At 68.5% G+C, this 19,377-nt stretch carries 19 protein-coding genes; 16 read left to right on the top strand and 3 right to left on the bottom strand.

Annotated elements, in window-relative coordinates; all coding sequences use genetic code 11:
• Window positions 1-62 precede the first annotated feature (62 nt).
• Both AU194_RS04185 and AU194_RS04180 read right to left on the bottom strand, forming a co-directional pair.
• Entirely contained in the window at window positions 63-1,424 is a 1,362-nt protein-coding gene (locus AU194_RS04185; protein ID WP_059087967.1) for an NAD-dependent succinate-semialdehyde dehydrogenase, read from the bottom strand.
• A 13-nt stretch (window positions 1,425-1,437) separates the two neighbouring features.
• Entirely contained in the window at window positions 1,438-2,955 is a 1,518-nt protein-coding gene (locus AU194_RS04180; RefSeq protein ID WP_059087966.1) for an APC family permease, read from the bottom strand.
• 153 nt (window positions 2,956-3,108) lie between these two features.
• Here AU194_RS04180 and AU194_RS04175 point away from each other — a divergent pair, with 153 nt between their 5' ends.
• The 8 genes from AU194_RS04175 (at window position 3,109) to AU194_RS04140 (ending at window position 9,685) form a co-directional block, all read left to right on the top strand.
• The gene (locus AU194_RS04175; protein WP_059087987.1) at window positions 3,109-3,852 is read left to right on the top strand and encodes a FadR/GntR family transcriptional regulator; all 744 of its coding nucleotides are present in this window, start codon (window positions 3,109-3,111) and stop codon (window positions 3,850-3,852) included.
• Window positions 3,849-4,562: a cache domain-containing protein gene (locus AU194_RS04170; protein ID WP_059087965.1), complete on the top strand. Its 714-nt coding sequence runs from the start codon at window positions 3,849-3,851 to the stop codon at window positions 4,560-4,562. The genes AU194_RS04175 and AU194_RS04170 overlap by 4 nt, the downstream gene beginning before the upstream one ends.
• A 99-nt stretch (window positions 4,563-4,661) precedes the next feature.
• Window positions 4,662-5,864 (top strand): cytochrome P450, encoded by a 1,203-nt coding sequence (locus AU194_RS04165; RefSeq protein ID WP_059087964.1) that lies wholly within the window; start codon window positions 4,662-4,664, stop codon window positions 5,862-5,864.
• A 13-nt stretch (window positions 5,865-5,877) separates the two neighbouring features.
• Window positions 5,878-6,066, top strand: coding sequence for a ferredoxin (locus AU194_RS04160; protein WP_059087963.1), 189 nt, complete (start codon window positions 5,878-5,880; stop codon window positions 6,064-6,066).
• A 6-nt stretch (window positions 6,067-6,072) separates the two neighbouring features.
• The gene (locus AU194_RS04155) at window positions 6,073-7,458 is read left to right on the top strand and encodes a glutamine synthetase family protein (protein WP_059087962.1); all 1,386 of its coding nucleotides are present in this window, start codon (window positions 6,073-6,075) and stop codon (window positions 7,456-7,458) included.
• On the top strand, window positions 7,455-8,162 hold the full coding sequence (locus AU194_RS04150) for an ABC transporter substrate-binding protein (RefSeq protein ID WP_059087961.1): 708 nt from the start codon (window positions 7,455-7,457) through the stop codon (window positions 8,160-8,162). The genes AU194_RS04155 and AU194_RS04150 overlap by 4 nt, the downstream gene beginning before the upstream one ends.
• A complete protein-coding gene (locus AU194_RS04145) occupies window positions 8,163-8,879 on the top strand; it encodes a gamma-glutamyl-gamma-aminobutyrate hydrolase family protein (protein ID WP_059087960.1) in 717 nt (238 codons plus the stop codon). It abuts the gene before it with no gap.
• On the top strand, window positions 8,876-9,685 hold the full coding sequence (locus AU194_RS04140; protein ID WP_059087959.1) for a gamma-glutamyl-gamma-aminobutyrate hydrolase family protein: 810 nt from the start codon (window positions 8,876-8,878) through the stop codon (window positions 9,683-9,685). Before AU194_RS04145 ends, AU194_RS04140 begins: the two co-directional genes overlap by 4 nt.
• Here AU194_RS04140 and AU194_RS04135 read toward each other — a convergent pair.
• Window positions 9,682-10,221, bottom strand: a complete 540-nt coding sequence (locus tag AU194_RS04135; RefSeq protein WP_059087958.1) for a TetR/AcrR family transcriptional regulator — start codon at window positions 10,219-10,221, stop codon at window positions 9,682-9,684. The two genes, AU194_RS04140 and AU194_RS04135, sit on opposite strands and share 4 nt — an antisense overlap.
• 115 nt (window positions 10,222-10,336) lie before the next feature.
• Between AU194_RS04135 and AU194_RS04130 the strand changes: the two genes are divergently transcribed.
• The 8 genes from AU194_RS04130 (at window position 10,337) to AU194_RS04095 (ending at window position 19,368) form a co-directional block, all read left to right on the top strand.
• Window positions 10,337-11,086: a 3-oxoacyl-ACP reductase family protein gene (locus AU194_RS04130; protein ID WP_059087957.1), complete on the top strand. Its 750-nt coding sequence runs from the start codon at window positions 10,337-10,339 to the stop codon at window positions 11,084-11,086.
• Window positions 11,087-11,190: 104 nt separating this feature from the next.
• Complete coding sequence (locus AU194_RS32460; protein ID WP_231743156.1) at window positions 11,191-12,045, top strand: hypothetical protein; 855 nt, start codon at window positions 11,191-11,193, stop codon at window positions 12,043-12,045.
• A 234-nt stretch (window positions 12,046-12,279) separates the two neighbouring features.
• A complete protein-coding gene (locus AU194_RS04120; protein ID WP_059087956.1) occupies window positions 12,280-12,792 on the top strand; it encodes an NADPH-dependent FMN reductase in 513 nt (170 codons plus the stop codon).
• 100 nt (window positions 12,793-12,892) lie between these two features.
• Complete coding sequence (locus AU194_RS04115; RefSeq protein WP_157575886.1) at window positions 12,893-14,467, top strand: ABC transporter substrate-binding protein; 1,575 nt, start codon at window positions 12,893-12,895, stop codon at window positions 14,465-14,467.
• On the top strand, window positions 14,464-15,477 hold the full coding sequence (locus AU194_RS04110) for an ABC transporter permease (RefSeq protein ID WP_059087954.1): 1,014 nt from the start codon (window positions 14,464-14,466) through the stop codon (window positions 15,475-15,477). Before AU194_RS04115 ends, AU194_RS04110 begins: the two co-directional genes overlap by 4 nt.
• The gene (locus AU194_RS04105; RefSeq protein ID WP_059087953.1) at window positions 15,474-16,310 is read left to right on the top strand and encodes an ABC transporter permease; all 837 of its coding nucleotides are present in this window, start codon (window positions 15,474-15,476) and stop codon (window positions 16,308-16,310) included. The genes AU194_RS04110 and AU194_RS04105 overlap by 4 nt, the downstream gene beginning before the upstream one ends.
• Window positions 16,307-17,932, top strand: a complete 1,626-nt coding sequence (locus AU194_RS04100) for an ABC transporter ATP-binding protein (protein WP_059087952.1) — start codon at window positions 16,307-16,309, stop codon at window positions 17,930-17,932. The genes AU194_RS04105 and AU194_RS04100 overlap by 4 nt, the downstream gene beginning before the upstream one ends.
• Window positions 17,929-19,368, top strand: coding sequence for an amidase (locus tag AU194_RS04095; protein ID WP_059087951.1), 1,440 nt, complete (start codon window positions 17,929-17,931; stop codon window positions 19,366-19,368). Before AU194_RS04100 ends, AU194_RS04095 begins: the two co-directional genes overlap by 4 nt.
• The last annotated feature ends 9 nt before the right edge of the window (window positions 19,369-19,377 follow it).

Here is a 19,377-nt window from a genome sequence, read left to right as displayed (position 1 = left end):
GTCAGCTTCCTGGTTCTACGGGATGGCGCATTCACACCGGCCGTCTGGGTGTAGGGCGCCTCTCACTCCGCGACGACGTACACCTGCTTGTTCACGAACTCGTCGATACCCAGCGCACCCAGCTCGCGCCCGAAGCCCGACCGCTTCACACCGCCGAACGGGATGTCCGGGCCTTCTCCGGCCGGGGTGTTCACGTTGACCATCCCCGCCTCGAGCCGCTGCGCCACCTTCTCCGCGCGCGCGACATCGGTGCTGAACACCGATGCGCCCAGCCCGAACGCCGACGAATTCGCCAGCGCCACAGCCTCGTCCTCGTCGCGCACCTTGTACACCACCGCGACCGGGCCGAACAGCTCCTCGGTATAGGCCCGCATCTCGGGCGTGATCCCAGTCAGCACCGCCGGGGTGTAGAACGCCGCCGGACCGTCGGCGAGGACCCCACCGGCGTGCAGCGTCGCGCCCTTCTCCACCGCGTCCGCGACCTGCCCGGCGACCGTCTCCGCTGCCGCCCGCGAGGACAGCGGCGCGACGTCGTCGGGCCCGAGATCGGCGGCCAGCTTCGTCAACTCGGCGACGAAGTCGTCATACACCCCGTCGAGCACGATCATCCGCTTGTTCGAGTTGCACGCCTGACCCATGTTGTACGTGCGGAAATCCCAAGCGGTGCGCGCCAATTCACCGGCGTCGCCGTCCAGCACGATGAACGGATCCGACCCGCCGAGCTCCAGCAGGCACTTCTTCAGCGCCCGCCCGGCTGTCGCCGCCACCGCGGCGCCCGCGCGCTCCGACCCTGTCACCGACACACCCTGCACGCGCCGGTCCTCGATCATCGTCTCCACCTGATCGAACGTCGCGAACAGGTTCGTGTACACACCCGCGGGCACACCGGCGTCGCGCAGCACGTCGGCGATCGCCAACGCGCACTGCGGCACCGACTCCGCGTGCTTGAGCAGAAGAGCGTTGCCCAGCACCAGGTTCGGCGCCGCGAAGCGGGCCACCTGGTAGAAGGGGAAGTTCCACGGCATCACGCCCAGCAGCACCCCGACCGGACGGCGGCGAACCATCGCCGTGCCACCGTCGAACGTCGGGATGGGCTGATCGGTCAGCAGCGTCGCGCCCTGATCGGCGTAGAACTCGAAGATCGACGCCGAGAACTCCACCTCGCCGACGGCCTCGTCGAGCTTCTTGCCCATCTCCAGACGCGCCAGCTCACCGAGTTCGGTCGCGCGCTCCCGCAGCAACCGCCCGACGTTGCGCACCACCTCCGTCCGCGTCTGCAGCGGTTCCTCACTCCAGGCGCGGTAGGCCTGATCGGCCGTGGCGAGCGCGGCGGGGATGTCGGCGTCGGTGGTGGTGTCGAACGTCGCGAGCACCTCACCCGTGGCGGGGTTCAGTGTCCGGTATGGCGGTTGCGTGGCGGTCACGTGTGTCCTTCTTCTACTTCGAGGTGGGGATGGCGTCGGCGTACGGCGCGGTGCTCTTACCGTGCAGCGGATGAATTGTCATGTACAGCAGGCCGACTCCGATGACGACGGCGGCCGACAGCGGGACGATCCAGTTGTCGTACCACGGCGCGTCCGGGGTGCGGGGCCACGCCATGTTGACCATCGCGATCACACCGTAGACCAGTGCGGCGACGTTCACCGGCACGCCCCACTTGCCGAGGCTGTACTTGCCGCTGGGCACCCAGCCCTTCAGGCGGGCCCGCAGCGCGGCCAGCACGACCATCTGGAAGCCGATGTAGATCCCGAGCGCGGCGAAGCTGATGATCTTGGTGATCGCGTCGGTGGAGAACTTCGACCCGATGATGATCACCGCGGGCACCGCGGCGGCCAGCAGCAGCGCGTACGGCGGGACGTGGCGGGTGGCCGAGAACTTCTTGAGCAGCGCATGGCCCATGATCATCTCGTCGCGGCCGTAAGAGTACGCCAGACGGCTCGCGGCGGCCTGCAGGCTCATCGCGCACGACAGGAACGACAGCAGCACGATCACCAGGATGATCTTCGAGCCGACCGGGCCGAACGCCTCGGCGAGCACGGTGCTGACCGGATCGGTGTCCTCCCCGGCGATCACGGCGGGGATGTCAGCAACGGCAAGCACGAGCGACAGGCACACGAAAGTGGCTGCGGCACCGCCGATGTAGATGGTGCGGCGCATGGCCTTGGGAATCAGGCGGCCCGGATCGGGCACCTCCTCGGCGACATCACCGCAGGCCTCGAACCCGTAGTACTGGTACAGGCCGATCAGCGCGGCCGCGGCGAACGCCCACATGTAGTTGCCGTCGCCGCCGGCGCCGAAGCTGTCGAAGATGACGCCGAAGTTCTGCTCACGGTGCGCGATCAGCAGCCAGCCGCCCACGACGAGCGCACCGATGATCTCGGCGGTGAAGCCGATGATCGCCGCTTTGGCAAGCACTTTCGTACCCATGAAGTTGATGACGGTGGCCAGCGCGAGCAGCACCAGCGAGAACACAATGACGTTGTTGACCGTGGCCTCGATACCGAACGCGGCGGCGATGAACGGCCCGGCCCCGTAGGTCACCGACGCGATCGTCACCAGCAGCGCCGCCAGATACACCCACCCGGTCATCCACGCGTACCGGCGGCCCCACAGCCGTCGGGCCCACGGGTACACCCCGCCGGCCACCGGGTACTGCGCCACGATCTCGGAGAACACCAGCGCCACGAGCAGCTGCCCGACGCCGACGATCAGCAGGCTCCAGATCATCGGCGGTCCGCCGGTGGCCAGCGCGAACGCGAACAGCGTGTAGATGCCGACGACGGGCGACAGGTAGGTGAAGCCGAGCGAGAAGTTCGCCCACGGGCTCATGTCCCGCTTGAACTCCGACTGGTAGCCCAGAGCGTGCAGATGCGCGGCGTCGGATTGTTCGGCGAGCGAATGAAGGGGATCGTCACCGCCACTTCGGGCGCTGGAGGTGGGTTGAGTTGTGGACATCAGCCTGCTTTCTGCCAAGTGGGTACGTGCAGGAACCCGGGTGTGCGGAAAACTACAGTCCTATGGTTTAGGCGGCAACAGGAACGGCGAAATTCGCCGACATTCCTGTAAATTCCGGTGACGGGTTCGCCGGATCGCGGAGGAGGGGTGGCCGTGTCGTCGTTGTCGCCGCTCGTCGCTGCCGAGGCGCCGGTGGGCCGTGCCGACGAGATCGTCCAACGCATCACCGAGGCCATCCACCTCGGCCTGCTCGACGACGGCGAGCGTCTCCCCGTCGAGATCGACCTCGCCGCCCAGTTCGGCGTCGCGCCGATGACCGTGCGCGAAGCGCTGGCGACGCTGCGCGAACAGGAGCTCGTCGAGACCCGCCGCGGACGCAGCGGCGGCTCGTTCGTGCGCCGCCCCGCCGGACCTCCGGTGGACAAGCTCACCGCGCGCCTGGCCGCGATGAGCGCCTCTGACCTGCGCGATCTGTTCGACGAGCACACCGCGATCTCCGGGCAGGCCGCCCGGCTGGCCGCCGAACGCGCGGCGCCCTACGCCGTTCGTCGCCTGTTCGCGCTGACCGACCAGCTCGGCTCCGCGGCGACGCTGGGGGACCGCATCCGCGCCGACAGCCGCTTCCACATCCAGGTCGCGATGGCCTCGCAGTCGGCGCGGCTGGCCCGCCGCGAAGCCAATCTGCAGGCCGAGGTGGCCGGGCTGGTGTGGCTGCCGATCCACCCGGAGATCGACGTCGACGCCCACGTCGAGGAGCAGCACGCGATCGCCGCCGCGGTGGCGTCGGAGAAGGGCGAGGAAGCGCGCAGGCTCGCCGAAGCGCACGTGATGGGCCAACTCGCGCGCCTGACCCAGGTCAACCTGGACCTCACCACCCAAGCGGGACCGCAATCATGACAACGCAATCGCCGGCCGCACTCCTGGCCGAGGCCGCGTCACAGTCGCTGACGCCCTTCTACGACCTGCTCGAAGAGGTCGCCGACGAGGTGCTGCGCTGCCGCCCGCCGCGGGCCGCGCTGAGCGAGGCGCACCTGACCAAACTGCACCGCCAACTGGCCGACCGGCTGCGCGACGAGCACGCGGTGTGGGGGATGGGCTTCGTCGCCGCGCCGTTCGTCGTCGAGGGCATGGAGCGCTACATGGCCTGGTGGCAGCGCACCAACGACCGGGTGGCGCGGCTGCGGCTGAACTTCGACCCGACCAGCATCGACGTCTACGACTACCTGCAGATGGACTGGTACCGGCTGGCCAAACGCGGTCAGCAGCGCGTGGCCTACGGCCCCTACGTCGACTACAGCGGTTCCGACATGTACACAATCACCGCGACGGTCCCGATCGTCGTGGGCGAGACGTTCCTCGGCGTCGCGGGTGCGGATCTGGTGGTCGGGGAGACCGAACGGCGCCTGCTCGACGTGCTGCGCCAAACCGACGAGAACGCCGTCATCGTCAACACCGAACGCCGGGTCATCGCCGCCAACACCCCGCGGTGGATCGTCGGATCGCGGCTGCCCGCCATGCCCGCCGCCGGCGACGATTTCCGGGATGTCGCCGAAATGCCCTTGGGCACCGGCTGGGTCGTGGCGATCGCGGGCCCCGAGACGGCGTAACGGGTTTTTAACGAGCAATCTCGCTCCAGCTGTTGACTTAAAGAACCCACTTCTAGAGTATTTAGTGACCAATCGGTCGCACTCTTGGAGGTAGCACTGATGTCGTCGGCCATTCTCGATTCCGTTCCAGAATTCACAGTCAGCGATCCGGGGTTCTCGATCACCTCGGACGAGGTGCACGCCGCCCGTGAACAGAGCTGGTACGCGACCACCGAATACGGGCTCGCCGTGCTGCGCTACGAGCAGGTGAACCGTCTGCTCAAGCATCCGAAGCTGCGGCAGGGCAGCGCGGCGTGGCCCGCGCACAACGGCGTCACCGAAGGGCCGTTCGCCGACTGGTTCGCCAGCTGGATCCTCAACAAGGAGGGCGAGGAGCACCACCGGCTGCGCCGGCTGATGAATCCGGCCTTCTCGCACAAGCTGATCGGCGGACTGGTACCCCGGTTCCAGGCGCTGGCCGAAGAACTCATCGCCGGGTTCGCCGAACCCGACCGCTGCGAATTCGTCAGCGAGTTCGCCGAACCCTATGCGGCCCGGGTCATCGCGATCATGCTCGGTATCCCGGAGAGCGAATGGCAGGTCATCGCCCGTGAATCGGCGACTATCGGCCTCGCGCTCGGCGTGACGATCCGCGAAGACCTGCCCCAGATCGAGGCCGCGCTGCAGACGCTGTACGACTACTGCGACGCGCTCATCGCCGACCGCCGAGCCAACCCGCGCGACGACTTCGTCACCACGCTGGTCAACGCGTCCCGGCCGGAGGACGGCCGGCTCAGCGACACTGAACTCCGAGATGCCATGGTGCTCTTGATCTTCGGCGGCTTCGACACCACCCGCAACCAGCTCGGCCTGGCGATGCAGACCTTCATGGCCCACCCCGACCAGTGGCGGCTGCTCGCCGAGCGTCCGGACCTCGGCGGCAAGGCCGTCGAGGAGGTCATGCGCGTCAACCCCACCGTGCGCTGGGTGACCCGCGAAGTGATCGAGGACTTCGAGTACGAGGGCATCACGCTCACCGCGGGCACCACCGTGCACCTCTACAGCGAGTCGGCGGGCACCGACCCCCGGGTCTTCGAACCAGGCTTCGACATCACCGCAGAACGCAAGCCGCACGCCGGTTTCGGTGGCGGAGCCCATCACTGCCTCGGCCACTTCGTCGCCCGCTCGGACATGAGCGAGGCGCTGCCCCTGCTCGCCCGCAGGCTGCGCGACCCCCACGAACTGCCCGGTGCCACCTGGTTGCCCGACTCCGGCAACACCGGTCCGATCACGTTGCCCATCGGCTTCACCCCCGCCCCCTGAAAGGAACGCCGACATGCACATCACCGTCGATCTCGCGAAATGTCAGGACCACGGCCAGTGCACGATCGCCGCACCCGCCGTGTTCACCCTCAACGACGAGGGGAACCTCGAATACAACGGCAGCCCGGATGATTCCGAGCGGGCCTACGTCGAAGACGCGGCCGACGTGTGCCCCGTCCAGGCCATCTTCATCGAGGACTGATCCGCGATGACCATCACCCCGCTCGACCTGCATCGCGAGGCCAACGCCTCCAGTCCCGACCTGGCCGAGGTCCTGTCCACGATCGCCGAGCGCGGTGTGGAGTTCGTGTACTTCCAGGCCATCACCATCACCGGCCGCGTCGTCGGTAAGGTCGCTCCCGCACGGCATTTCGAGCGGCTCGCGGTGCGGGGCGTGCAGCAGCATCAGACCGCGATCGCCAACCTGCAGGGCACCCGCGAGGGCATCCTGCTCGCCGGCGGGGTCAACGCGCCGGAGTACACCGCGATCCCGGATCTGGAGACCTTCGCGGTGCTGCCGTGGGACACCCGGTTTGCGCGGGTGTTCTGCCGCCTCTACGAACCCGACCACCTGCCCGAGCGGGCCGGCGCCGAATTCGCCTGTGACACCCGGGGACTGCTGCGCCGGATGCTCACGCGGTTCACCGACCGGACCGGGCTCGAGCTGCGGACCGGCTGCGAACCCGAGATGACCTGGCAGGGTGAGGGTCTGGAGGCGCAGTTCCGGCCCGGGTCGAGCCCGGCGTACCACATCGAGCACCTCGAGCGGAACCGGCCGATCGTCGCCAAGGTCGTCGAGTACGCGCAGGCACTCGGCCTGGACATGATCGAGGGCGACTACGAGGACGAGTTCCAGGTCGAGCTCAACTTCATGTACGACCGCGCCGACCTCACCGCCGACCGGCTCACCACCTACCGGCAGATCTGCAAGCAGGTGGCCCGCGAACTCGGCATCGAGGCCAGCTTCATGCCCAAACCCGCCACCGGCATGATGGGCAACGGCTGCCACCACAACTTCAGCTTCTGGCGCGACGGGGTCAACGTCCTCGCCGAACCCGGCGTGACCGAACTGCACTTGTCCGACCTCGGCAAGCACGCGCTCGGCGGGCTGCTCGCGCACTCCGCGGGTGCGATGCTGATCAACGGCTCGACTGTGAACTCATACAAACGCTATTGGGATGCCGGACAATTCGCGCCGTCGCGGATCAACTGGGGCCTGGACAACAAGACGTGCACCGTGCGGCTCTCGGCGGTCGGCCGGCTCGAATACAAGCTGCCCGACGCCGCGGTCAACCCGTACCTGTCGCACGCGGTGATCCTGGCCGCCTGCGAGGACGGGATGAAGAACGCGATCGACCCCGGCCAGCCCACCCAGGGTTCGTCCTACGACGCGCCGGTCGACGACCGGTTCCCGGCGCTGCCCCTGACACTCGGGGAGGCCATCGGCGCCTTCCGCGCCGACGAGGTGCTCAACCAGGCGTTCGGACCGGAACTGTCGGCATTGCTCGTCGACTTCCACGCCGACGAGTGGGCCCGATTCTGTGGACATGTGACCGAATGGGAGCGCGAAATGTATTGGAATGACACGCCATGACGAAACCCCTCAAGCTGGCCTGCCTCGACGCCGAAGCGCCGCCGCTGTTCTCGCTCTGGACCCCCGAGAACGGGCGCCAGGGCTACGAACCCGGTGTCGCCGAGGTCTTGGGCGCCGAACTCGGCCGGCCCATCGAATGGGTGCGGGTGCCGTGGGTCGACATGATCCCGTCGGTGCAGCGCGGCGACGCCGACGCGGTGCTGTGCGGTCAGGGCATCACCGCCGAACGGCAGGCGCAGGTCGACTTCACCCGGCCGTACGCGATCTTCCACGAGGGGGTGCTGGTCCGGCGCGGCTCGGGCATCCACGCCCCGGAGGACCTCGTCGGCCGCAAGGTCGCCGCGATCGAGAACAGCACGAATATGGCGCTGGCACAGACGTTCACCGGCGCAGAGCCCGTGCCGTTCGGCGCCGGGTCGGACGACGTGTACGCCGACATGCTCGCCGCGCTGCTGGCCGGTGAGGTCGACGCGGTGGTCGACGACGACGTCGTGTTCGTCCCGCTGGGCGCCACCCACCCCGATTACGAACTGGCGTTCACCGTGCAGACCGGCAACCGGTGGGGGATCGCGGTCTCGAAGGACCGGCCCGACACGCTCGCCGAACTCGACGGGGCGCTCGGTCGGCTCATCGAATCCGGGCGGCTGCGCAAGGTCTGGGAGGAGTGGTTGCCGACCCTCGACTACCCGTTCGCGGGGGACTGAGTGACCCGACCGCTGGTGGCGGTGGTGGGTCGCCGGGCCGCGCAGGTGCCGATCCTGCGCTTCTCGGCGACCCTCGCCGCCGAGGCCATCTGCGAAGCGGTGTGGGCGGCCGGCGGGGAACCGGTCATCCTGCACGGCCCCGCCGCCGACCCGCTGACCGAGATGCCGCACCGGCTCGCACGTTTCGACGGGGTGCTGCTGCCGGGCGGCGCCGACGTGGAGCCGCGGCGCTACGGCGCCGAGCCTGTCCCCGAGACGACCGGGACCGTCGCGTTCCAGGACGACTACGAACTCGGCGTCACCCGCGCGGTGCTCGAGCTCGACCTGCCCACCCTGGCGATCTGCCGGGGCATGCAGGTGCTCAACGTCGCGCTCGGCGGCACGCTGACCCAACACATCGTCGAGACATCGACGTTGCATCACAACGCGATTCACGATGTCCACGTCGAGCGGGAGTCCCGGCTGCACGGCATCGTCGGAGCCCAGACCATCGACGTCTCGTCGTACCACCACCAGGCCGTCGACCGGTTGGCGCCCGGCCTGGTGGTCACCGCCCTCGCGCCCGACGGCGTGATCGAGGCGGTCGAGCACCGTCACGCGGACATCGTGGCCGTGCAATGGCATCCCGAGGACCGCCACGCCGCCTCGGCGACCGACGCCGCGCTGTTCACCGACCTGGTGGACCGCGCCCGGAAACGAAGGGACTCCACGACATGACCGCCGAGACGGTGCGGCTGGAGGACGTCACCCCGGAGCGACCCGCCCCGGAGCACCCGCGCGCGCACGTCTGTGTGCTGGCGTCGCTGAACTTCCCCGACATCAGCGCCGAGGACGTCGCGCTGATCCGGCGGTTCACCCGCGTCGCGCTGGGCACCCTGGTCGACCTCGGCGCGTCCTACGAACTCTGGGACACCACCACGGCGCTGGAAAACCCGACGGCCGCGGGCGAATTCGACGGCTTGTTGCTGCTCGGCGGCGGTGACATCGACGCCTCCTGTTACGGCGGGGCGGCGCAGCACCCGAAGTCCTACGGCGTCGACGCCCGCGCCGACCGTGACGCGTTCGCCGCGATCGCCGCCGCCGAGGCAGCCGGCCGGCCGATCTTCGGGATCTGCCGCGGCTCGCAGTTGCTCAACGTCGCCCGCGGCGGCACCATCATCGGCGACATCGTCGACTACGCGCTGCACCACGGCGCTCCGGGCGAACCGGAGTTCGTCGACGAACCGGTCGACATCATGCCGGGCACACGGCTGGCGTCGATCCTCGGCACCGACCGGGTGACCGCGCGGTCCGGGCACCACCAGGCCGTCGACACCGTCGGCCGCGGCCTCGTGGTCGCCGCCCGCGCGCTCGACGGAATCACCGAAGGCGTCGAGGACCCCGAGAAGTTCTACCTCGGCGTGCAGTGGCACCCCGAGGACGACGACGGTCCCGAGGACGACCGGATGCGGCTGTTCGGGGCGTTCGTCGACGCCGCCGACGACGCGCGGCTCGGCCGCGTCGCGGTCGCCGCGCAGAGCTAGTTCTGCGGCCACCCCGTGAGCGCGAGATCCGCCACCGCGTGCAGTTCTTCGCGGGTGGCGCCGCTGCGGGCCTGGATCGCGATGCCCTGACACACCGCTGCGATCCAGCGCGCCAGAAGCAGTGTGTCCGTGTGGGAAAACGCATCGTCGGCATCGAAGCGTTCGGCGAGCCGGTGCACGGTCGCGTCGCGCCACTCGGCCAGACCGGGCGCCTCGCCGACCGTCATGCAGCCGTGGACGTCGCCGCTGACGGTCTCGGCGGCGCCGTGCACCATCGCCTCGGCGACCTCGCGGGCCGTGGACCGCGTCAGCGCTTCGGCCGTGTAGGCGCTCGGCCCTTCGAGGTAGCGCTGGAACGCCCGGTCGAACAGATTCTCCTTCGACCCGAACTCGGCGTAGATGCTGCGGCGGTTGACCCCGGTCGCGGCGGTCACGTCGGAGATGGAGACTGCGTCGAACCCCCGCTCCCAGAAGAGTTTCATCGCCGCCTGCTCGACCTGGTCAGGGTCGAATTCGCGTGGCCGGCCGATCGTCATTCCGGAACCACCCTTCTGTGATGCCAGTCACATCGGGAATGCCCCGCTTAGGAACCGGCTTGACCTCAGCGTACTAAGTAACACAGCGGTTCGTAATTACGAGGAGGCCATCGACATGACCACAGAACCCCTGACCGGGCGGCGCGCCCTGGTGACCGGCGGGTCCCGCGGGATCGGCGCGGAGATCGTGCGCCGACTGGCCGCCGACGGCGCCGCAGTCGCGTTCACGTACTCGGCCTCGGGCACGAACGCGGACAAGCTCGTCGCCGAGGTGACCGCGGACGGCGGCACGGCGGTGGCCATCCAGGCCGACGCGGCCGATCCCACCCAGACCGTCAGCGCCGTGGAGCGCGCCGTCGCCGAACTCGGCGGCCTGGACATCGTGGTGAACAACGCCGCCGTCGCGCACATGGCCGCGATCGACGACTATCCGGGCGAGGAGTTCGACCGCCAGGTTGCGATCAACATCGGCAGCATGTTCTGGACGACCCGCAGCGCGATCAAACACCTCGGCGAGGGCGCCCGGATCATCAACATCGGCAGCATCAACGCCGACCGCATTCCTGGGCCGGGGATTTCGGTCTACGGCATGACCAAGGGGGCGGTGGCGTCGTTCACCCGCGGGTTGGCACGCGAACTCGGGCCGCGCGGCATCACGGTGAACAACGTGCAACCGGGTCCGATCGACACCGATGCCAATCCCGCCGACGGGGGTGAGTTCGCCGAAAGCCTCAAGGCCGTCACCGCGCAGGGGCGGTACGGCCAGACCACCGACGTCGCCGCGTTCGTGAGCTTCCTCGCCGGCCCGGAGTCCGGGTACATCACCGGCGCCAACCTCAACATCGACGGCGGCTTCACCGTCTGAACCCTCTACGGCGCTGCGGCACTGGGATTCTCCTGGTGCCGCAGCGCCGACAGTGGACGTCTTCCGCACCCGGAAATGTCATACCGTGCTGGGAGAATCGGTAGGTGACGCAAACGATCCACCACCGCCTGCACATCATCGAGGCCGCCGACTGGAAAGACGGCATCATCACGCTGCTCGAGCCCCGCTCGCCGTACCGTCCGTGGCGGTATGCGTTCGCCGCAGCCCGTCCCGGCGACTACGCCCTCGTCATCCTGGGCACGGACCCGGTCTCGGCGCTGACCGTGCTGCCCCGCATCGGTGATGAGGGATTCGGCGGCGCGGTGGCCGCCTTGTGGGGGTACCGCGTCGACCTCGTCGATGTCAGCACATTGGCGCGCGTCCTCGACCTCGAGGACAACCTGTTCATGACGTGGCGCCTCGACGATGAGGACGCCGAGCGGGTGATCCTCGCGCTGCACGAGAGCCGGGTGATCGGTGACCCGTACGATCGGCTCGGACACTCGTCGCTGGTCGCTGCGCGAAACCTGTTGCGCTTCAGCGAAACCTGTCACGGGTGCGGGGACGAGATCGACTTGACGGGGGACGACGCCCGCGACCGGATCCACGTGCACACCGTCGCCCCACCTCGTCGCCCCGAGCCGGACTCGCCGATCCGGAGCATCGGCGACGCACCGGTTCGTTGCGCTCCGCCCTGGCTCAGGACCACCGCCACCGACTGGCCGGCCGTGGTCTGCCGCCGCTGCCGGGACGCCATGCGCGACAGCGGACGCGACAACTTCATCGAGTTCCGCTTCGCCGAACACCCGCAGTGCCCCTATTGCCACGGGCGACGGACACAACGAATCCAGTACGGGATGCCGGCGGAGCCGTGGGCGTGGGGACCGTGGCTCGCGATCGGCGGGTGCTGTCCCAAAGACGACCAGTGGCGTTGCACGCTGTGCGACCACGACTGGTGACGGCTCGACCTACGGAATCAGTGGCGAAAGGCTACGTGTTCATGCGTCAAACCGACTCAGGCCCGCTCAATTAGTTGCGTAACCAAAGTTTTACAGATCTATCCGTATTGGAAACAACTGTTCGAGTTACGTTCTAGGGGTCGCAGCAGTGCCCGGTAGTCAGGGCGGCGACGACGACATCGCTTCTCTCAACCGGCGCAACGATGCGCCCGTCGACTCCCCGGACGGAGAACCATGAAGGTCGCCATCGTGTGTGGCAATCCCAAAGCCGGATCCCGCACTCTTGCTGCGGCCAGGGCACTTTCATCCCGCCTGGCCGACGACGCCGACATCACCGTCATCGAGTTGAGCGACTTCGCCGCCGAGCTCTTCGACTGGACCTCCGAGCGGGTCGCCGCGGCGAAGCGGCAGGTGCTCGCCAGTGACGTCGCCGTCGTCGCATCGCCGACGTTCAAGGCCAGCTACACCGGCATGCTCAAGGCCTTCCTCGACCACTTCGAGGCCGGCGAACTGCGCGGCATCTTCGCGGTGCCGTTCATGACCATCGGATCGGACAAGCATTACCTCGCCGCCGAAACGCAACTGCGACCGGTGCTCGTCGAACTCGGCGCGACCGTGGCCACCGAGTCGTGCTGTATCAGCATGGCGCAGCTGGCGGACCTCGACGAGGTCGTCTACGGCTGGCTGGAGCGAAACAGCCACGGCGTGAGGATCTTCGCCGTCATGACCACCGTCGAGAAGCACTGACACAGCCGGCAACAGGCTCCACCACGTCCGCCGACCGCCACCGCAACGCCGCGGGGCCGTCGACCCCGCCCTCACCCCGCCCCTGAAGGAAGTCCTAGACGTGACCTTTGGTACTCGACTGCGCCCAAAAACTGCTCTGCTGGCCGCCATCGTCGCGGCGACAACGGTGTTCGCCGCCGGTTGTGGCGGCGCCCCAACCTCTCCCGCCGGCGGCGGAGCGGATGCCGGCCCACCGGAGGACGGCGGGACGTTGACCCTGTCGGCCATCGGTGGCGGGCAAGCCGAGACGCTGGACCCGACGAAATGGCTCAGTGCCCCCGACCAGACCCGAATCGGCGCCCTCTACGACCAACTGACGGCGCTGAGCCCCGAGGGCAGCCCGGAAATGTTGCTCGCCAAGGAGTTCACCCCGAACGCAGACGGCACCGAATGGACGGTGCGACTGCGCGATGACGTCACATTCCACGACGGATCACCCATGACCGCAACCGACGTCTTGTATTCGATTCGGCGGGTGAAAGATTCGGGTGCCGTCGCCTCGGCGACGCTCGCCACCGTCGACATGGACCGCTCGGAGAGGCTCGACGACCACACGATCGTGTTCCGCCTCAGTGCCCCCGTCGGCGACTTCCCCGCCTTCTTCGTGGACCCGTCGACCTCGATCGTGAAGGACGGCGCCACCGACTTCGAGAAACCCGTCGGCACCGGACCGTTCAAATTCCAGTCGTGGACCCGCGGCGACCGCAGCGTCTTCGTCCGCAACGATTCCTACTGGGGCCAGAAGGCACACGTCGACGAACTGGTCATCGTGCCGATGGCCGACGAGACCGCACGAACCAACGCCCTGCTGTCCGGCGCCATCGACATGGCGGTCGACGTGGCCCCCACCTCTGTGTCCACTCTCGAGCAGAGCGGTATGCAGACCACCAGCAAGACCGGTGCGGCGGCCTCCAACTTCTACCTGCGCGCCGACACCGAGCCGACGAAGAACCCCGCACTGCGCGAAGCGCTCGCGCTGGCCATCGACCGGCAGAAATGCGTCGACGTCGCACTGCAGGGGAAGGGCACCGTCGCGTCGGATCTCTTCGGGCTGAACTTCCCGTCGTTCCCGAAGGATGCGCCCGAGATCTCCTACGACCCAGCGCGCGCCCGGGCAGTGTTGGACAAGGCCGGTCTGGCACCGGTGACGCTCACGCTCACCATGGGTCCGGGCGGCGCCGGCATGGTCGAGTGCGCCCAGGTGTTCCAGGAATCCGCCAAAGCCGCCGGCATCACCATCAACATCGACACCATCCCCGGCCAGGACGTGTTCAACCCTGACGCCGGATACCTCAGCTGGGACTTCGGTATGACCAACTGGATCGGCAACTCCTTCCAGGACGTCGCCCGGCTCACCATGCTCAAAGACGCCTTCTTCGACGAGATCGGTTTCGCCAACCCCGAATTCGACCGGGCGTTCGCGGAGGCGCAGAGCATCCTCGACGACGACGAACGCAACGCCGCCTACGCCGACCTCGCCGAACAGGTCCAGGCCGCCCACATCTACATCGTCTGGGGTTACGGCGATTTCATCACCGCGCACTCGAACCGGGTGCACGGGCTGGACGCCTACGCCGGCGGCAAAGCGATGGGCTTCCGGATGGCCGGCCTCAACGAGGCCTGGGTACAGCAGTGACCGCGGAGTCGGTCGCGACGGCCGCACCGCCGGGCCCGGTCACCGCCCGACGCGCACCCTTGCTGACCAATGTGTTGTGGCGAGTCGGCGCCGCGCTGGCGCTGCTGTTCGTGGTACTGACCCTCGCCTTCTTCGCGACCGCCCTGCTCCCCGGCGACGCCGTGGGCGCGGTGCTCGGCCGCAACGCGTCTCCTGAACGGATCGCGCAGATCCGCGAGTCGCTCGGCCTCCACGATCCGATCCTGGTCCGGTACTGGTCGTGGCTGACCGATGCGGTCACCGGCGACTTCGGCGCCTCGCTGGTCTCCGGGCAAGCGGTCAGCGACATCCTCGGACCGAGGATCTGGAACTCGTTGGTGCTGGCCGGGATCGCCGCGGTCATCCTCATCCCGACCGCCGCCGTCCTCGGCACCTACGCCGGGGCCAACCCCGGCTCGCTGGCCGACCGGGTCATTTCCAGTTCCACCCTGGCCTTCCTGTCCATGCCCGAGTTCACGCTCGGCGCGCTGCTGGCGTACCTCATCGGGGTGCAGAGCGCCGGCGTCATTCCGGCGATCTCCCTGTTTCCCGCCGAGGTCGGGCCGCTATCCGACCCGAGGGTGCTCATCCTGCCGGTCCTGACGATGGTGCTGGTCAACCTCGGTTACGCGATGCGGATCGTCCGTGCCGGCGTGGCGGAGACGATGCGCTCGGAGTACGTGAAGATGGCCCGGCTCAACGGTGTTCCCGAGCGGCGGGTCCTGTTCGGCTACGCGCTGCGCAACGCGTTGGCGCCCTGTATCCAGAGCGTGTCGTTCGTTCTGGTCTACCTCATCGGCGGCGTGGTGCTGGTCGAGACGGTCTTCCAGTACCCGGGAATCGGGCTGCAGGCGGTGAACTCGACGCTGCAGCGCGACTCCCCGGTCATTCTCGGCGTGACAGCGCTGATCGCGGCGGTCTACGTCGTGGTCAACGCGGCCAATGACGCGCTGATCGTTCTGGTCACACCGCGTATGCGGGGCACGCGATGACGGCCCGACGCACCACCGGTCTGGTGCTTCTGGCCATCGTCCTCGGCATCGCGTTCCTCGGACCGCTTCTCGCGCCGCATTCCCCGACCGAGGTCCTCGGAGCGCCGTACAGCCGCGGCGCCGGGCTGCTCGGGCTCGACGGGCTCGGCCGTGACGTCTTCTCCCGCCTGCTGCACGGCGGCGCGGTCCTCGTGCTGAGCGGTCTCGGGGTCGCCGTCACCGCGTATCTGCTCGCCGCGCCGGTCGGCATGTTCATGGCGTTGCGCGGCGGCCGGCCCGAACAGGGACTGACCTGGCTCAACGATGTGCTACTGGCGTTCCCCCCGATCCTGCTCCTACTGCTGCTGGCCACCGCGAGCGGCAAGGGACACCTCGTCGTGCTCGTCGCCGTCGTCATCGGTCACTTCCCGCAGGTGTGCCGACTGGCACGCGCGGCCGCGTCGAATGTCGCACGCGCCAACTTCATCGACGCATCGCGACTGCGCGGCGAGCGCACCGCGGCGATCGTCCGCCGCGACATCCTCCCCAACGTCGTGCCCACCCTGGCGGCCGACTTCGGCACCCGCGTCGCCTCCTCCATCATGCTGATCGCCGGCGCGACCTTCCTCGGCCTCGGTGAGGCGCCGCCGTCGTCGAACTGGGCGCTGATGGTGTCGGAGAACCGCGTCGGCCTGCCGGCCCAGCCGCTCGCCACGCTCGCGCCCGCGATCCTGATCGGGTTGTTCGTGTTCGCGGTCAACCTCGTCGGCGATCGGGCGACCGCCGAGTCGCGGCGGCGCGGCCGATTCGCCTCCGCCACCCGTCTCGCCCCCACCGCCGGAGCGCCGACATGACCACACTGATCGACGTCGCCGGTCTCGATGCCACGCTCGCGGACGGAACCAAGATCCTCGACGGCGTCTCCTTCTCGGTCGGGCGCGGCGAAATCGTCGGGCTCATCGGGGAATCCGGTAGTGGAAAGACCACCACGGCCCTGTCCCTGCTCGGGTTCGCGGGCACCGGGGTCGAACTGTCCGGGCGGATCCAGGTCGGCGACCACGACGTGCTCGGTCTCACCGGTCCGGCGCTGCGCGATCTGCGTGGGCGAACGATCGCGTACATCCCGCAGGATCCGCCGTCGGCGCTGAACCCCGCCATGCGCGTGGAGAAGCTGATTCGGTCGATGCTGGCCGCGCACCCCGGGCGCGATGCCGGCCGCGCGTCCATCAAGGCGGCCCTGGAGCGAGTCGACCTCCCCAGCGGGGACGACTTCCTGCGCCGCTATCCGCACCAGCTCTCCGGCGGGCAGCAGCAGCGCCTCGCGATCGGCGCCGCCCTCGCGGCACAACCCAAGGCGGTCGTCCTCGACGAACCGACGACCGGACTCGACCTGCTCACCCAGGCCGTCGTGCTGCGCGAGCTCCGCAAGTTGCGAGACATGCTGAACGTCTCGATGGTCTACGTGTCCCACGATCTGCGTGTCGTCGCCGACCTGGCCGACCGCGTGTGCGTGATGTACCAGGGCTCGATCGTCGAACAAGGCGACACTGCACAGGTTCTCCGCACTCCCCAGCACCCGTACACGCGGCGCCTGATCGCGGCGATCCCCGACCACCGTCGCATCACCGCCAGCGTCCCCGCGGGCGTCAGTCGCTCGTCTCGGTTGCTCGAAATCGATTCCCTCCGAGCCGGATACCGCAAGAACGGGCGGTACGTGCCGATCCTCGACGACGTCGCCCTCAAGGTCGGGGTGGGGGAGCGCGTCGCGGTCGCCGGGCAATCGGGCAGCGGTAAGACCACACTCACCCGCTGCATCAGTGGTCTGGTCGCCGCGGAATCGGGCAACATGGTCTTCGCGAACCGCGAGTTGTCATTGTCGGTGCGCGACCGCACCCCACACGAGCTGCGTGGAATTCAGGTCGTGTTCCAGAACCCGACGCTGTCGCTGAACCCGTCTCTGACAGTGGGGGAGATCGTGGGACGGCCGATGCGGTTGGACCCGGACCGACGACTCGACCGCACGGAGGTCCGGGATGACGTCCTGCGCAGCCTCGATCTCGTCGAGCTCGCGGCGGCGACGGCCGACAAGCGGCCCGGCGAGCTATCCGGTGGGCAGCGGCAACGGGTGATGATCGCCTCCGCGCTCGCCGCCCGCCCTCGCCTGTTGATCTGCGATGAGATCACCTCGGCGCTCGACGTGTCGGTGCAGGCGAAGATCCTCGAGATGTTGAGGCGGCTCAGCGACGACCTGCACCTGGCGTTGTTGTTCGTCTCACACGACCTGGGCGTCATCGCCGAGATCGCCCACCGGACAGCCGTTCTGCGGGAGGGCCGGATCGTCGAGGACCGTCCGACCGCCGAACTCCTGGCTGATCCCCGTGAGGACTACACCCGTCGCCTGGTCGCCGCGGCGGACGAACTCAGTGGCGCCGCCCTGACCCCTGACAACCCTGCTTCGGAGAGGACCCCGCTATGACGACTTGCGACGAACTGGCCTATCTGTCGGCGGTTGACGCGCTCGACCTGTTCCGCAGCAAGCAGCTGTCGCCGGTCGAGTTGATGACCGCGCTGGTGGAGCGGGCCGAAGCCGTCGAACCGAAGATCAACGCGTTCACCGAGCAGTTCTTCGACCGAGCTCTCGAGCAGGCGAAGGCCGCTGCGGACGCCTACGCGGGTGACGGTTCCGCCGCCCGCCCGCTCGAGGGTATCGCCGTGGCGATCAAGGACGAGGTGTCGGTCGAGGGGCTGCTGCAGACGGAAGGCTCGCTGGTGCACGCCGGCGAATATGCCACGGCGACACATCCGCTGGCGCAGCGCATCTTCGACGCCGGCGGCATCATGCACGCCCGGACGACGACCCCCGAATTCTGCTGTGTGCCGTTCACCCACAGCCGCATGTGGGGCGTCACCGTGTCACCGTGGGACCTGTCCAAATCGGCCGGCGGATCCTCCGGTGGATCGGGCGCGGCACTGGCCGCCGGAACCACGACGCTGGCAACGGGTTCCGACATCGGTGGGTCGATCCGCATCCCGGCGGCGTTCTGTGGCGTCGTCGGCCTCAAACCGTCCTACGGCCGGGTCCCGGACGTGACGCCCTGGAACCTCGACCACTACTGCCAGAACGGGCCGATGGCCCGTACCGTCGCCGACACCGCGCTGCTGTTCGACGTCATGCAGGGCCCCCACCCCGACGACATCGCGACGCTGAGCCCGAAACTCGCCGTGCCCGCGACCCTGCCCGACGTGAGCGGTTGGCGTGTGGCCATGTGTGTCACGCTCGGCGACTACGAGGTCGAACGGGGCATCGTGGACAATCTGCGTGCGACGGCGGACCTGCTGCGCGGGCTCGGCGTGACCGTCGACGAGGTCGAGTTGCCGTGGACCCGCGAGCAGATCGAGACCATCCTCTTCGCCCATTTCGGCCACATCGCCGGCGCATCCGCCGCCAGCCTCTCTCGTGGCAAGCCCGAACTGCTCAACGACTACGTGGTCGAGTACATCGCACGCAGCACCGGTCGCTCGGCTTCGATGACCATGGCGGAGACCTTCGACGCGGAGACCGAGTTCTACCGGCCGCTCGCCGAGATCTTCAGCGGTTACCGGGTCCTGATGTGCCCGACGCTGGCCACGGTGTCGCTCGACGCCGGCGACCCCTACATCGGGCACGGACCGACCATCAACGGCAAGCCCACCGGCGACGTGGACCGCGACGGTCTCATGACGGGCCCGTTCAACATCGTGGGCCGCTGCCCCTCGACCGCGCTGCCGTCCGGTTTCGACGTCAGCGGGATGCCGACCAGCGTCCAGTTCGTCGCGCGCCCCTACCACGACATCGATTCGCTGGCCGTCGCCGCCGCCGTCGACCAGGCCCGTCCGCTGTACCGCGGCCCCGCCGCCCGCCCCATCGTCTAGCGCCCACGT

The sequence above is a fragment of the Mycobacterium sp. GA-2829 genome (assembly GCF_001499965.1).
Classification (GTDB): domain Bacteria; phylum Actinomycetota; class Actinomycetes; order Mycobacteriales; family Mycobacteriaceae; genus Mycobacterium.
The sequence above is the reverse complement of the archived record's forward strand: the minus strand, read 5'-3'. Positions and strand labels throughout refer to the sequence as shown.